This is a genomic window from Thermus composti (assembly GCF_014647535.1).
Classification (GTDB): domain Bacteria; phylum Deinococcota; class Deinococci; order Deinococcales; family Thermaceae; genus Thermus; species Thermus composti.
Genome location: NZ_BMPJ01000011.1, coordinates 1 through 13,327 on the forward strand (window position 1 = coordinate 1; position 13,327 = coordinate 13,327).

General features: G+C 68.0%; 12 protein-coding genes. 6 read left to right on the forward strand and 6 right to left on the reverse strand.

Annotated features, from left to right (window positions below; all coding sequences use genetic code 11):
• Window positions 1-137 precede the first annotated feature (137 nt).
• From IEX93_RS05550 to IEX93_RS05560, 3 genes are read left to right on the forward strand one after another with little or no spacing between them, the layout of a single operon-like run.
• On the forward strand, window positions 138-1,724 hold the full coding sequence (locus tag IEX93_RS05550) for a hypothetical protein (RefSeq protein ID WP_188847253.1): 1,587 nt from the start codon (window positions 138-140) through the stop codon (window positions 1,722-1,724).
• Window positions 1,725-1,734: 10 nt separating this feature from the next.
• Window positions 1,735-3,159, forward strand: a complete 1,425-nt coding sequence (locus IEX93_RS05555; protein WP_188847254.1) for a S8 family peptidase — start codon at window positions 1,735-1,737, stop codon at window positions 3,157-3,159.
• A 60-nt stretch (window positions 3,160-3,219) separates the two neighbouring features.
• A complete protein-coding gene (locus tag IEX93_RS05560) occupies window positions 3,220-3,603 on the forward strand; it encodes a hypothetical protein (RefSeq protein ID WP_188847255.1) in 384 nt (127 codons plus the stop codon).
• Here IEX93_RS05560 and lpdA read toward each other — a convergent pair.
• Genes lpdA through IEX93_RS05575 form a run of 3 tightly spaced genes read right to left on the reverse strand, consistent with a single transcriptional unit; the run spans window position 3,600 to window position 8,884 of the window.
• On the reverse strand, window positions 3,600-4,967 hold the full coding sequence (lpdA, locus tag IEX93_RS05565) for a dihydrolipoyl dehydrogenase (RefSeq protein ID WP_188847256.1): 1,368 nt from the start codon (window positions 4,965-4,967) through the stop codon (window positions 3,600-3,602). The two genes, IEX93_RS05560 and lpdA, sit on opposite strands and share 4 nt — an antisense overlap.
• Window position 4,968: 1 nt before the next feature.
• A complete protein-coding gene (odhB, locus tag IEX93_RS05570; RefSeq protein ID WP_188847257.1) occupies window positions 4,969-6,183 on the reverse strand; it encodes a 2-oxoglutarate dehydrogenase complex dihydrolipoyllysine-residue succinyltransferase in 1,215 nt (404 codons plus the stop codon).
• A 10-nt stretch (window positions 6,184-6,193) separates the two neighbouring features.
• Window positions 6,194-8,884: a 2-oxoglutarate dehydrogenase E1 component gene (locus tag IEX93_RS05575; RefSeq protein WP_188847258.1), complete on the reverse strand. Its 2,691-nt coding sequence runs from the start codon at window positions 8,882-8,884 to the stop codon at window positions 6,194-6,196.
• Window positions 8,885-8,969: 85 nt separating this feature from the next.
• Here IEX93_RS05575 and IEX93_RS05580 point away from each other — a divergent pair, with 85 nt between their 5' ends.
• Window positions 8,970-9,734, forward strand: coding sequence for an enoyl-CoA hydratase/isomerase family protein (locus IEX93_RS05580; protein ID WP_188847259.1), 765 nt, complete (start codon window positions 8,970-8,972; stop codon window positions 9,732-9,734).
• Window positions 9,731-10,306, forward strand: coding sequence for a Holliday junction branch migration protein RuvA (ruvA, locus tag IEX93_RS05585; protein ID WP_188847260.1), 576 nt, complete (start codon window positions 9,731-9,733; stop codon window positions 10,304-10,306). Before IEX93_RS05580 ends, ruvA begins: the two co-directional genes overlap by 4 nt.
• Here the strand turns inward: ruvA and IEX93_RS05590 are convergent.
• The 3 genes from IEX93_RS05590 to IEX93_RS05600 are packed head-to-tail and all read right to left on the reverse strand — an operon-like array spanning window position 10,278 to window position 12,890.
• The gene (locus tag IEX93_RS05590) at window positions 10,278-11,495 is read right to left on the reverse strand and encodes a sensor histidine kinase (protein WP_188847261.1); all 1,218 of its coding nucleotides are present in this window, start codon (window positions 11,493-11,495) and stop codon (window positions 10,278-10,280) included. The genes ruvA and IEX93_RS05590 overlap by 29 nt on opposite strands.
• Window positions 11,485-12,144, reverse strand: a complete 660-nt coding sequence (locus tag IEX93_RS05595; protein ID WP_188847262.1) for a response regulator transcription factor — start codon at window positions 12,142-12,144, stop codon at window positions 11,485-11,487. Before IEX93_RS05595 ends, IEX93_RS05590 begins: the two co-directional genes overlap by 11 nt.
• A gap of 23 nt (window positions 12,145-12,167) precedes the next feature.
• Window positions 12,168-12,890, reverse strand: coding sequence for a mechanosensitive ion channel family protein (locus tag IEX93_RS05600; RefSeq protein ID WP_188847263.1), 723 nt, complete (start codon window positions 12,888-12,890; stop codon window positions 12,168-12,170).
• Between the two features lie 48 nt (window positions 12,891-12,938).
• Between IEX93_RS05600 and IEX93_RS05605 the strand changes: the two genes are divergently transcribed.
• A complete protein-coding gene (locus IEX93_RS05605) occupies window positions 12,939-13,307 on the forward strand; it encodes an FAD:protein FMN transferase (protein WP_188847264.1) in 369 nt (122 codons plus the stop codon).
• The last annotated feature ends 20 nt before the right edge of the window (window positions 13,308-13,327 follow it).

The window sequence follows — 13,327 nt, forward strand, 5'->3', positions numbered from 1 at the left end:
CGGTACCAGATACGGGCTGCGCCCGCAAGGGGAGATTTACCACGAAACGGAGATGTGGGTAAAGTCCTGCAAAAATCCCCTTGATCGGGTTTCGGGGTCTAGTATACTGGAAGCCGTACCTCACGAGGAGGGAAGCTATGAAAGGACGCGGTTTGGCAACCCTAAGCCTTTTGGCCCTTGGCCTTTGGGCCTGCACGCCTCCGCCCCCGCCTCCCCCTCAAGGCCTCCAAGGCCACGTCTTCACCAGCTCCAGCGCCGGAGGGCAGCCGGTCCACGGGGCCAAGGTGGTGGTGAAGGTGAGCAACCAGACCCTCCAGGCCACCACCGGTCTGGACGGGGGTTTTGCGCTCCAAATCCCGGGCAACGCCCAGACCTTCACCCTCACCGTCATCCCCCCGGCGGGCCAGGGAATGGCCGCCCTCACCTACGAGAACGTCCCCGTGGCCGCCTACAAGTCTCCCTACGGGGCCGCCTCGGAGATGAACATCTACCTCCCGGCCCCGGCCTCGAGGACGCTCCCCGGCTACCCCGCGCGCACGGGGTACGTGGCGGGCACGGTGACCCTAGACGGCAACCCGGTGGCGAGCACTACCCCAAGAGGGCTTTCCCAGCTTTTTGACCCGCCCACCCCTTGCGAGGACGGCCTGGTGGTCTTCGGGGGTTCCCGCACCGTAACCACCGACGGCAGCGGCCAGTACCAGATCCCCGTGACCTCCACCAACAACCTCTACGCCGCTTCAGGAAGCCTTTGGGCCGGAAACTACACGGGAACCGATACGGGGAATTGCAACACCGCCACCGAGTACTACTGGAGCGAGTTCCAATACATCCCTGAGGTCAGGGTGTACCTGAACGGCTCCACCACTTCCCAAAACGTGGCCCTAGAGGCCTTTGACCCCGGGATCAACTCCAGCCGGGTCGTTTCCCTCCAGGTAACCCACGATTACTCCGGCCTTTCCGGGTTCCACTTTAACCCCAACGACAGCAGCTGGAACGCGTACGCCGTAAGCATACCTTCCTTTGTTCACGCCATCCACTCGGGGGAGGTAGAGCTGGGGCAGTATTACTTCTTCGGAGAAAGCTCCAAGACCCTCCGGGTATACAAGATTTCCTCGGGAACCACCTCCCAGCAAATCTCCCTTTCCCATGGGGCCTTACGCTTTGACCCCAACACGTTCACTCTCCAAGACGCTTCCTTTGTTTACCAGTGGCGGGACGGCACCAACCTCAACCAAGGCCTCACCGCCACCTTCCTGGACACCCCCAAGCTCCAGGTAAACGACGGGGCGACCCTAGGCACCAACCCCACCCTCTCCTGGAACCCGGTGAACGGGGCCAAGGTCTACGTGGTCTCGGTGTACGATGCCCAAGGCGCCCTGGTCTGGGCGGGCTTCACCCCCAACACCTCCATCACCGTGCCCATCGGCCTACAAAGCGGGGCCACTTACTTCTGGGACGTCTACACCGACGACCAGACGGAGATACTGGACTACATCGGCATGGACCCCGCAGCCTTGCAAGCCAGGCTTTACGTGGACCTAAACCACTACCCACGCCTGAAGGGCCTCCAGACCTCCCCGGTCAACCGCTACCGAGGCGAGCTGGCCCGGGCCTTCCGGGAAACCCTGGGGTACCTTCCCGGTCCCCAGGCCGCCTACCAGGACCTCCTACAAAACGGTTACCGGGAAAGCGTGAGCGAAACCCGCTCCTTCACGGTCCAGTAAGGAGGTAGCCATGCGCTTCTGGAAGAACCTGATCCCTCTTGTTCTACTGCTTGCCGCCTGCGGCCAAAACCCGCAAACCCAGACGCCCTCCCTCGGGCCCCGGCTCACCTCCATCGGGGGCGAGCCCGCGGTGGCGGGGGAGATCCTGGTGAAGTACAAGCCCGGCCTCCACCCACAAAACCTAGCCCCCTTGGGGCAGAGCGTGGCCGTTCAAAGCCTCTCCGACCCCGCTTGGGGAAGCCTGGTGCGGGTGAAGGTCCCCGAAGGCCAAGAGGAAGCCTATATCCAGGCGTACAGCGCACACCCCGAGGTGGAGTACGCCGAGCCCAACTACTGGGTGACCAACCCTGCCCGGGAGGTCCTTTCCACGCTAAGCCTGCCCCAGAAGCCCCAGGGTCTAAGACCCCAGGCCTACTCGGATAACGTGACCGACCCCTACTTCACCAACGTTCCGCCGGGGGACCCCTTGGCGGCCACAGGGGCGGACGGCACGTCCTACACCAACGTCCCTTACCTCTGGGGCATCCACCGCATCCGGGCCCCGAAAGTCTGGGACCAGGGCTACCGGGGCCAGGGGGTGGTGGTGGCCGTGGTGGACGAGGGGATAGACCTAACCCACCCCGATCTCCAGGCCAACCTTTGGACCAACCCCAACCCCAATAGTGCTACCTGCCCCGGCCTCCACGGCTACGATTTCGTGGACGACGACCCCGACCCGTCCGACTCCGGCGGCCACGGCACCCACGTGGCGGGCACCATCGCCGCCGCGGCCAACGGGCAAGGGGTGGTGGGCGTGGCCCCCGAGGCCAAGCTCATGGCCCTGCGGGGCCTTGGCTACTTCGGCGGCACCAACTACATGCTGGTCCGGGCCCTCAAGTACGCCGCCGACTGCGGGGCGAAGGTGGTGAACAACTCCTGGGGCTCCGGGGCCCGGAGCAAGGCCTTCCTGGACGTCCTGCAGTACGGCACGGGCAAGGGGGTGGTCTACGTCTTTTCCGCCGGTAACAGCTACCGCTCGGGCAACCGGCCCTCCTACCCGGTGAGCTACAGCACCCTTATCCCCGGGGTCATCGGCGTGGGGGCCAGCAGCAACGACAACCGCCGGGCGGGCTTCTCCAACGCCGGCCCCTACGTGACCGTGGTGGCTCCTGGGGCGGCGATCCTCTCCACGGTGCCCGTGGCCCAAAACCCCGGCGACCCCTACGCCTTCCTGCAAGGCACCTCCATGGCTTCCCCCCACGTGACCGGGGTGGTGGCCCTCCTCCTCTCCGCCAAGCCCAGCGCCACCCCAGAAGCCATCCGCCTCACCCTGGAGCAAGGGGCCAACGCCACACTCACCGCCCAGGCCGCCAAGCCCGACTACGCCGCCGGGGGGCAGTACGGCTACGGCCTGGTGGACGCCAAGGCCAGCCTGGATATCCTCCTCGGCCAGTAGGCGATACCCGGTTGGGGCCCCCGGTCTGACCCGGGGGCCCTTTCGGCAAAAAGGAGGCCTATGCGTTGCAAAGCTCTTCTGTTCTTGCTACTCCTAGGGCTCGCCCTGGCCCAAGCGCCCGTTCCCCGGCCCAGGCCCCCCGAGGAACCCAAGCCCGCCTGGTCCTTGCGAATAGAGGTGGCCAAAGCCGGTGTGCCCTTGCCGGGGGTCCTGGTTCTACTCCAGGAAATAGCCCCCAACCGCCTGCCCATCCGGCAGACCCACCCGCGGCTCACCGGCCCCGAGGGCTGGGTGGAGCTTCCCCTCGAGGCCAGCCCGGAGCGCTTCCTCCTGCTCCTCTATAGCCGCGAGGAAAACCTCAGGCTCCAGGCGCCCCTTCACCTTCTCCTGGGCACCTGGAGCCTGGGCCCCTACCGCCTAAGCCTGGCGCTGCGAGCGCCCTAGAGGTGAATGGGCTTCTCCCACGCCGCCAAGGCGGCCTCCTTGAGGATCTCGGAAAGGGAGGGGTGGGCGTGGGGGGCGCGGCCTAAGTCCTCGGCGCTGGCCTTGAAGAAGATGGCCAAGCTGGCCTCGGCCAGGATGTCCCCCGCCCGGGCCCCGATGGCGTGGACCCCCAGGATGCGGTCCGTCTTGGCGTGGGCCAGGACCTTGACGAAGCCCTCCGTCTCCCCCATGGCCCGGGCGCGGCCGCTGGCGGAGTAGGGGAACTTCCCCACCTTGTAGGGGATGCCCTTCTCCCTTAGTTCCTCCTCGGTGTAGCCTACCCCGGCGATCTCGGGGTGGGTGTAGACCACGCTGGGGATGGCCTGGTAGTCCACGTGGCCAAACCCCGTGGCCATGTGCTCCACGGCGGCGATGCCCTCTTCGCTGGCCTTATGGGCCAGCATGGGGCCCCTTATGACGTCCCCGATGGCGTAGATGTGGGGCACACGGGTCCTTAAGTGCTCGTCCACGGGGATCCTCCCCCGCTCGTCCGTGGAAAGCCCGGCGTTTTCCAGGGAAAGCCCCTCGGTGTAGGGCCTCCGGCCCACGGCCACGAGGACCCGGTCCGCCTCGAGGACCTCGCCCCCCTCCAGCTCCACCCGGGCCCCCTTGGCCTGGGGCACCACGGCGGTAACCCGCACCCCGGTGCGGATGGCGAGGCCTTCCTTCTTGAAGACCCTTTCCGCCGCCCGGGAAAGCTCGGCGTCCATGGTGGGGAGGATCCGGTCCATGTACTCCAGGACGAGGACCTCCGCCCCCAGGCGGTGCCAGACCACGCCAAGCTCCAGCCCGATCACCCCGCCCCCCACCACGATGAGCCTCTTCGGCACCTCGGGGAAGGAAAGGGCCTCGGTGGAGGTCACCACCCTTTCGTAGTCCACCTGGGCCCAAGGGGGGATGAGGGGGGTAGAGCCTGTAGCGATGAGGATGAAGCGGGCTTCTAGCTCCTCTCCCGTTTCCTCCACCAGGACCTTCCGCTCCGAGAGGAAGCGGGCCGTGCCCTGGTGGCGGGCGATGCCGTTTTTCTTGAAGAGGAACTCAATGCCTTGGGTGTTGGCCTGGACCACCTTGTCCTTGTGGACCATGAGGGCGGGAAGGTCCAGGCTAAAGCCCTTCACCTTGGCCCCAAGGAGGCCCTTTTTCACCTCGTAGATCCGCTCGGTGGTCTCTAGGAGGGCCTTGGAGGGGATGCACCCCACCCGGAGGCAGGTCCCCCCGAGGGCCCTCTCCTTCTCCACCACCCCCACCTTCATCCCCAGCTGGGCGGCCCTGATGGCGGCCACATACCCGCCGGGGCCAGCGCCGATGACCAGGAGATCGTACACGCTACACCTCCAGAAGCAGGCGGACCGGGTTTTCAATGAGCTCCTTCACCCGGCGGAGGAAGGTCACCGCCTCCCGCCCGTCCACGATGCGGTGATCGTAGGAGAGGGCCAGGTACATCATGGGCCTTATGACCACCTGGCCGTCCCGGGCCACGGGCCTTTCCTGGATGGCGTGCATGCCCAGGATGCCCACCTGGGGTGGGTTGAGGAGGGGGGTGGAGTTCAAGGAGCCGTAGATCCCCCCGTTGGTGATGGTGAAGGTGCCCCCCATGAGCTCCTCGGGCTTGAGCTTCTTGGTGCGGGCCCTTTCGGCGAAGTCGGCGATCTGCCGCTCAATCTCGGCGAAGGAGAGGCGGTCGGCGTCGCGGATCACCGGCACCACCAGCCCCTCGCCCCCGCCCACGGCGATGCCAATGTCGTAGTAGCGGTGGTAGACGATGTGGTTGTCCCGGATCTCGGCGTTGAGCTCGGGGATCTCCTTGAGGGCCTGGACCACGGCCTTGACGAAGAAGCTCATGAAGCCCAGCTTGACCCCGTGCTTCTTCTGGAAGGCCTCGCCCAACTCCTTCCTAAGGGCGATGACCGCCGACATGTCCGCCTCGTTGAAGGTGGTGAGCATGGCCGTGGTCTGTCGGACCATGAGGAGGCGCTCGGCGATCCGGCGGCGAAGGGGCGTCATGGGCACCGCCTCGCTCACCCGCCAGGGCCTGTCGGCGGGGGCCTGCGTGGGGGTGGAGGGCGGGGGCGCGGGGCGGGCGGGGGGAGGGGGCGGGGCTTCCTGGGGCTTGGCGGGGGCGCTCTCCAGGTGGCGCAGCACGTCCTCCTTGAGGATCCGCCCCCCAAGGCCCGTCCCCTGGACCTCCGCCGGGAAGACGCCCTTTTCCTGCATGAGGCGCTCGGCGGCGGGCATGGCAAGAGGCCCTTGGGCGGGCTCCTTGGGGGCCTCGGCGGGGGCCTGGGCCTGGGGCTTCGCCTCCGCTGCCCCCGCCTCGAGAAGGGCGATGGCCTCCCCCACCCGGGCGGTCTCCCCGGTCTGCTTCAGGATCCGCTTCAGGGTCCCGGCGAAGGGGGCGGGGAGCTCCAGGGTGGCCTTGTCGGTGATGAGCTCCACCAAAGGCTCGTCCTGGGCGAAGCTTTCCCCTTCCTTCTTGAGCCAAGCGCCGATCTCCACTTCTACGATGCTTTCGCCCACGGAGGGCACCTTGAGTTCCTGCACGGCTACCTCCTTACCTGAACGCTTCCTCTAAAAGCTCTTCCTGCTCCAGCTTGTGGACCTTGGAGGAACCCACGGCGGGGCTTGGGGACTCGGGCCGGGCCACCACGGAGAAGGGGTGGCCGTAGATCTCCCCGCAGAAGCGGGCGGAGAGGTACCACCAGGCCCCCTGGTTGATGGGTTCCTCCTGCACGTAGACCACCGGCACCTTCTTGGGGTAGAAGCCCAGGGCCTCCTTGAGCTCGGCCTCGGGGAAGGGGTAGAGGAGTTCCAGCCTCAGGATGGCCACGTCCTCCGCCTGAAGCTCCTTGCGCTTCTGCAGGAGGTCGTAGTAGACCTTGCCCGAGGTGAGGAGGACCTTCCGCGCCCCCTTGACCCTCTCCGGGATCACCTTCTGGAAGCGCCCCTCCGCAAGCTCCTCCAGGGCGGAAACCACCTCGGGGTGGCGAAGGAGGCTCTTGGGGGTCATGACCACCAGGGGCTTGCGGATCTTCCGCTTCACCTGGCGGCGGAGGAGGTGGAAGAACTGGGCGGGGGTGGTGGGGTAGGCCACCTGGAGGTTGTCCTTGGCCCCAAGCTGCAAGAAGCGCTCTAGCCTCGCGGAGGAGTGCTCGGGGCCTTGGCCCTCGAGACCATGGGGCAGGAGGAGCACAAGCCCGGAAAGCCGTTGCCACTTGGCCTCGGCGCTCGCCAGGAACTGGTCTATGTAGACCTGGGCCACGTTGACGAAGTCCCCGAACTGGGCCTCCCAGAGGACGAGGCCCTCGGGGTAGTCCAGGCTGTAGCCGTACTCAAACCCCAAGACCCCGGCCTCGGAGAGGGGGGAGTTGTAAATCTCCACCTCCGCCTGGCCCTCGGCCAGGTGCTGGAGGGGAATGTAGCGCTCCCCGGTGCGGTGGTCGTAAAGGGCAGCGTGGCGCTGGGTGAAGGTGCCCCGAAGGGCGTCCTGGCCCGTGAGGCGCACCCGGTGCCCCTCCACCGCCAAGGTGGCGAAGGCCAGGGCCTCGGCGGCGGCCCAGTCCACGGGCCGCTTCTCCTCGGCCATCTCCCGGCGGGCCTCGAGGAAGCGCTTGAGCTTGGGGTGCACCTGGAAGCCCTCCGGCACCGAGCTAAGCCGCAACAGGAGGTTCTTAAGCCCCTCCTTGGGGAAGGAGGTGTCCGCCTCGGGCACCAGGTGGTCGGGCCCCCCCACGTAGCCCTGCCACACCCCGCCCAGGGCGCTGTAGACCACGGGGGTGGCCTCGGCCTTCACCCGGGCGAACTCGCTTTCCAGCCGCTCCAGGTAGGCCTCCTCCCAGGCCTTAAGCTCCTCCTCGGAGACCAGGCCCTCCGCCAAGAGCCTCTCGGCGTAGACCCGCCAGGGCTCGGGCTTCTTGGCGATGAGGGCGTACATGGGGGCTTGGGTGAAGGTGGGCTCGTCCGTCTCGTTGTGCCCGCGGCGGCGGTAGCCCACCAGGTCAAGGACCACGTCCTTGCCGTAGCGGCTCCGGTACTCCAGGGCGAGGGCGAGGACGAAGAGGAGCTCGTCCAGGGCCTCGGCGTTCACGTGGAAGATGGGCGCCCCCACCATCTTGGCGATGTCCGTGGGGTAGCGGCCGGAGGTGTACTCCGAGGGCAGGGTGGTGAAGCCCAGCTGGTTGTTGGCCACGATGTGGAGGGTGCCCCCCACCCGGTAGCCGGGAAGCTGGGAGAGGTTTAGGGTCTCCTGGACGATCCCCTCTCCGATGAAGGCCGCGTCCCCGTGGACCAAGACGGCGAGGCCCCGCTTCCTCTCCCGGTCGCCGAAGCGGTCCTGCTTGGCCCGAACCCTCCCCAGGGCCACGGGGTTCACGAACTCCAGGTGGCTCGGGTTGAAGTTGAGGGAGATGTGCACCTTGCCGAAAGGGGTCTCCACGTCCGTGGAGTGGCCCAGGTGGTACTTCACGTCCCCCACGTACCCCTCGGGGAAGAGCTCCTCAAACTCCCGGAAGATCGCCTCAAAGGGCTTCTCCACCACGTGGGCCAGGACGTTGAGCCGGCCCCGGTGGGCCATGCCCAAGACCACCTCCCGCACCCCGAAGCGGGCCGCCTCCTGGACCGCCTCCTGGAGGAGGGGGATGAGGCTTTCCAGGCCCTCCACGCTGAAGGTCTTGGCCCCCAGGTACTTCCGTTGGAGGAAGGCCTCAAAAAGGCTCGCCTGGAGGAGGCTCCGCAAGACCCGCCGCCGCACCTCGGGGGCGGGCTTGGGCCAAGGGGCCTCAATCCGGGAAAGGAGCCACGCCCTTTCCTCGGGTTCCACGTGGGCCAGCTCAAACCCCACGGGGCCCAGGTAGGTGGCCTCGAGGCGCTCAAGGAGCTCCCCCAGGGTGGGGGCGCCGAAGAGGGGGGGAAGGGGCCTTTTCAGGTCCTCCGGGGAGAGGCCGTGGGCCTCGAGGGAAAGCGCCTTGGGCCTCGGCCGCTCCCGACCCAAGGGGTCGGTCCGGGCCGCCAGGTGCCCGAGCTCCCGGTAGGCCTGGCGCAAGGCCTCCACCTTGAGGAGGAAGGCGCCGTCCACGGCCTCGGCCATGGGCACCGGGGGCCTGGGTTCTCGTCGGCCGTCCTCCCAGGACTCCAGGGTGAGGGCCGAGAAGTACCGCCGCCACTCCTCCGGCAGGGAAAAGGGATCCTCCAGGTACGCCCGGTAAAGGGCCTCCAGGTAGCCTTGGCTTTCCAGCGTGAGCTCCATGCCTCGCCTCCAGGGGGGCGGTATACCCCTTCATCTACGCTACACCAAAAACCGGTGTAGGTGCGCCGCCCCTTACAATGGGGGCATGGTGCTTCGCGAACGCCAGGGAGGGGTGCTCCTCCTCACCCTCAACCGGCCTGAAAAGCTCAACGCCCTGACCGCCGAGCTTCTGGAAAGCCTTTACCAAAGCCTAAAGGAGGCCAACCAAGACCCTTCCGTGAGGGCGGTCCTCCTCACGGGGGCGGGCAAGGCCTTCTCGGCGGGGCAGGACCTCAACGAGTTCGGCGAGGAGAAGCCCGACTACGAGGGCCACCTCCGCCGCTACAACCGGGTGGTGGAGGCCTTGAGCGGCCTGGAGAAACCCCTGGTGGTGGCGGTGAACGGACCGGCGGCGGGGGCGGGGATGAGCCTCGCCCTCTGGGGAGACCTGCGCTTGGCCGCGGTGGGGGCGAGCTTCACCACCGCCTTCGTGAGGATCGGCCTGGTCCCGGACTCGGGGATGAGCTTTCTCCTGCCCCGCCTGGTGGGCCTGAGCAAGGCCCAGGAGCTTCTTTTCCTCTCCCCCAGGCTCTCGGCGGAAGAAGCCCTCGCCCTGGGCCTGGTCCACAAGGTGGTCCCGGCGGAAAGCCTCCTGGAGGAGGCCCTGGCCCTGGCCCAGACCCTGGCCCAGGGGCCCACCCGGGCCTACGTCCTCACCCGGAAGCTCCTCCTGGAGACCTACCGCCTCTCCCTCACCGAGGCCCTCTCCCTCGAGGCCATCCTCCAAGGGGAGGCGGGCCGGACCCAGGACCACGAGGAAGGGGTCAGGGCCTTCCGGGAGAAGCGCCCGCCCCGCTTCCAGGGCCGATGATCCGCTACCTCCAGGGCCAGGTCCTGCGGAAGGAGGAAGGGGGGTTCCTCCTCCGGGTGGGGGGGGTGGGGTTCTGGGTGCAGGCCCCCGCACCCTTCCTAAAGACCTTGAAGGAGGGGGATGAGGTGGCGGTCCACACCCACCTCCAGCTCAAGGAGGAGGGCCTTTTCCTCTACGGCTTCCCCGAGGAGGCAAGCCTCAAGCTCTTTGAGCTCCTCCTCTCGGTGAGCGGGGTGGGCCCCAAGGTGGCCCTGGCCCTTCTCTCCGAACTTCCCCCCAAGCTTTTGGCCCGGGCCCTGGCGGAAGGGGACACGAAGCTCCTCGCCTCGGCCAGCGGTGTGGGCAGAAAGCTTGCGGAAAGGATCGCCCTGGAGCTCAAAGGCAAGGTCCCCGCAAGCCTCCTAAGCGGGGAGCAACCGGACAGCGCCGCCGCCGAGGAGGCCATCTTGGCCCTGGCCGCCCTCGGCTTCAAGGAGGCCCAGGCCCGGGCCGCGGTCCTGGACCTCCTGGCGCAAAACCCCAAGGCCAAGGCCCAGGACCTCATCAAGGAGGCCCTGAAGCGGCTCCGTTAAGGGGAAGGACAAGCCGGACCCGAAGCCCCGAGGGCCGGTTGGGGAGGAGCTCCAGCCTCCCCCCATGGGCCTCGGCCACCTTCTTGGCCACGGAAAGCCCAAGCCCCTCCCCGGGCTTGGGCGAGGCCCGGAAGAAGGGCCTTCCCGCCGCCTTTAGGGCCTCCTCGGGCATGCCCGGCCCCTCGTCCTTCACCTCCAGAAGGAGGGTGTCTCCCTGCGTGGCTAGCCTCACCTCCACCCCCTTGCCTTCCCCGTGGAGGAGCGCGTTTCGGACGAGGTTCCGCAGGGCCTGGGCGAGGAGGAGGGGGTCGCCCTGGTAGGGGAGGGTTTCGGGCCCCTGGTAGGGCACCCCGAAGGCCCTGGCCTCCTCCCGGGCGAGGGCGGCGAGGTCCAAGGGCACGGGCGTCACCCGGCCTTCCCGCGCCAGGATGAGGAGGGCCTCCACCAGCCGCTTCATGCGGAGGAGTTCTTCCTTCGTGGCCTGAAGGGCCTCACCCTCGGACAAGTAGCCCGCCTCCGCCGCCTCCAGCTGGGCCAGGGCGGCGGCCACCGGGGTCCTGAGCTCGTGGGCGGCGTCTTGGGTGAAGCGCTTTTCCCGCTCCACAAAAGCCTGTAGCCGCTCCAGCATGTGGTTGAAGGCCTCCGCCAAGGCCCTAAGCTCCCCCCCGCCCTCCGGGGCCACCCGCAGGGAGAGGTCCTGGGCCTCGGCCACCCGCCGGGCCACCTCTGTGAGGCGGGAAAGGGGCCTTAGGGCGGCCCCCGCCAGGCTTTGGGCCAGGAGGGCGAAGCCCAGGGTGAGGAGGGCCCCCACCCCAAAGAGGGCCAGGCGGAAGCGGCTTAGGGCCAAGGCGGCCCCGGGGTCGTACCGGGCCACGCTCAAGGTACCCCCGGGAACAGACAACACCAAGACCCGCCACCCCTCCCGCCAGTAGCCCCCCGGGGGGAGGTCGGGGAGGTCGGGGAAGTTGGGGCTTTGCTGCCGGGCCTCCCCGCGGACCAGGCGGAAGGCGAACTCCCCTCTAGGGGGCCTCCGCCCCTGGGAAAGGGCCTCCACGTAGAAGAGGAGGGAGCGGTCCAGATCCGCCTCCACCAGGCGCTTAAAGGCCAGGTAGCTCAAGGACCCCTGGAAGAGGAGGGCGAGGCCGATGGCCAGGGCGAAGAAGAGGGCGAGGCGGGTTCTAAGGCTCATTCCCAAGCCGGTACCCCCCAGGCACGGTGCGCACCACCTCAGGGGAAAGCTTCTGCCTCAGGTAGTGGACGTAGACCTTCACCGCCCCCACCTTCTCGGGGTCGCCGAAGACCTTCTCCGCCAGCGCCTCGGGGGAAAAGACCCGGCTCGGGTTCAGGGCGAAAAGCTCCAGGAGGGCGAACTCCTTCAAGGAAAGGTCCACCCGCCGCCCCTCCCAATAGGCCGCCCGCCCCGCCAGGTCCACCTCCAAGCGCCCGAGGCGCACCCGGCTTTCCTTCACCTCCGAAGCCCGGCGCAAAAGGGCCCGCGCCCGGGCGAGGAGCTCCTCCAGGTGGAAGGGCTTCACCAAATAATCGTCCCCCCCCAGGTCCAGGCCCAAGACCCGGTCCTCCAGGGCGTCCCGGGCGGTGAGGAAGAGGATGGGGCCCTTGTAGCCCGCTTCCCGCACCTCCTTGGCGAAGCGGAAGCCCCCGTCGGGGTCCAGGGGAAGCCGCACGTCCAAAACCAGGAGGTCGGGCTCCAGCTCCAAGAAGGCCTCCCGGGCCTCCTCGAGGCTTTGCGCCCAGCGGACCCCCCACCCCTGGGCCCTGAGGGCCCCCAAAACCGCCCGGCCCAGGTGGGGCTCGTCCTCAAGAAGGAGCACCTGCACGCCCCCAGTATTCCCCAAGGCGGTTAGCCAGGGGTTATCCCCTGGAGGAAGGCCAGCACCGGGTCCACCGCCTCCCGGGGGAGGTAGAGGGTGCCCTTAAGCCCACCGGGGCCCAGGGCGCTGGGCACGAAGCGGACCCCGGGGAACGCCTCTTCCAAAGCCCTCCAAGCCGCCTCCGAGGGCAGGGAGGCCTCGAGGCCCAAAACCTCCCCCTTAAAAACCGAGCTCCCCGCCAAGGCGGCGTTGGGCACCCAGACCTCGCCCATAGGTCCCTGAAGGCAGACGTGGCTTAGGGTGATCTCCTGCACCTTCCCCTGGTGGGGCACGCCCCCCAGGTGGAACCGCACCCCCTCCCCCACCCGCACCGCCCCGCTGAAAAGGAGGAGGAAGCCGGAAAAGACGTTGGCCAGGGCAGTCTGGGCGGCAAGCCCCACCAAAGCCCCCACCACGGCCCCCCCGGCCAGGAGGGCCGTGGGCGGGTAGCCCAAAGCGGCGAGACCCAAGGCGGCCACCCCCAGGTACCCGAGGACCTCCAGGAGAAGCACCCCCGGCAAAAGCCCCTCCTGCCCCGCGGCCCGGAGAAGCCCCCGGCCGGTTTCCGCCAAGCGCCGCACCAGGAGGACCCCAGCCAGGGTGGCCCCCAGCGCCGCATAGGGGCGGAGCCAGGAAAACCCAAGCCCCTCCCACAAGGGAAGAAGCCCCAAAAGGAAAAGGAGCCCCAAACTGTAGGCCAGCCAATGCCCCATGAACCCAAGTTAACGCTCGGCTAACCGCCCGCTCCTACCCTTTAGGCCATGGGCCGGCATGGAGCCAGATGGGAAGGGGTTTTGGGAAGCTTCCTGGAGGTCCAGGTGGAGGCCCCCTTTCTTCACAGGGAGCGGGTCTTCCGGGCGGTGCTTGAGGAGGTGGCCCGCCTCGAGGGGGTCTTCAGCCGCCACCGGGAAAGCGAGCTCACCCGCCTCCTTGGCCAAGGAGGCGGCAGGCCAAGCCCGGAGATGCGGGAGGTCCTGACCCTCGCCCTTAAGCTCCAGGAGGCCACGGGAGGCGCCTTCCATCCCGACCCCCGGCACGGGCGGGACACCCCGGGCATCTGGAAGCTTTTCCTGGACCTCTCCGCGGCCTTCCTGGCCCTGGTGAGCCTCACCGGGCTTCTCCTCGGGTGACCCTGCCCCGGACCCGCAAG

Excerpts from the sequence above, each read along its gene's own strand:
- IEX93_RS05550 (WP_188847253.1), top strand. The coding sequence starts at position 138 with ATGAAAGGACGCGGTTTGGCAACCCTAAGCCTTTTGGCCCTTGGCCTT.
- IEX93_RS05555 (WP_188847254.1), top strand. The coding sequence starts at position 1,735 with ATGCGCTTCTGGAAGAACCTGATCCCTCTTGTTCTACTGCTTGCCGCC.
- IEX93_RS05560 (WP_188847255.1), top strand. The coding sequence starts at position 3,220 with ATGCGTTGCAAAGCTCTTCTGTTCTTGCTACTCCTAGGGCTCGCCCTG.
- IEX93_RS05575 (WP_188847258.1), bottom strand. The coding sequence starts at position 8,884 with ATGGAGCTCACGCTGGAAAGCCAAGGCTACCTGGAGGCCCTTTACCGG.
- IEX93_RS05580 (WP_188847259.1), top strand. The coding sequence starts at position 8,970 with ATGGTGCTTCGCGAACGCCAGGGAGGGGTGCTCCTCCTCACCCTCAAC.
- ruvA (WP_188847260.1), top strand. The coding sequence starts at position 9,731 with ATGATCCGCTACCTCCAGGGCCAGGTCCTGCGGAAGGAGGAAGGGGGG.
- IEX93_RS05590 (WP_188847261.1), bottom strand. The coding sequence starts at position 11,495 with ATGAGCCTTAGAACCCGCCTCGCCCTCTTCTTCGCCCTGGCCATCGGC.
- IEX93_RS05600 (WP_188847263.1), bottom strand. The coding sequence starts at position 12,890 with ATGGGGCATTGGCTGGCCTACAGTTTGGGGCTCCTTTTCCTTTTGGGG.
- IEX93_RS05605 (WP_188847264.1), top strand. The coding sequence starts at position 12,939 with ATGGGCCGGCATGGAGCCAGATGGGAAGGGGTTTTGGGAAGCTTCCTG.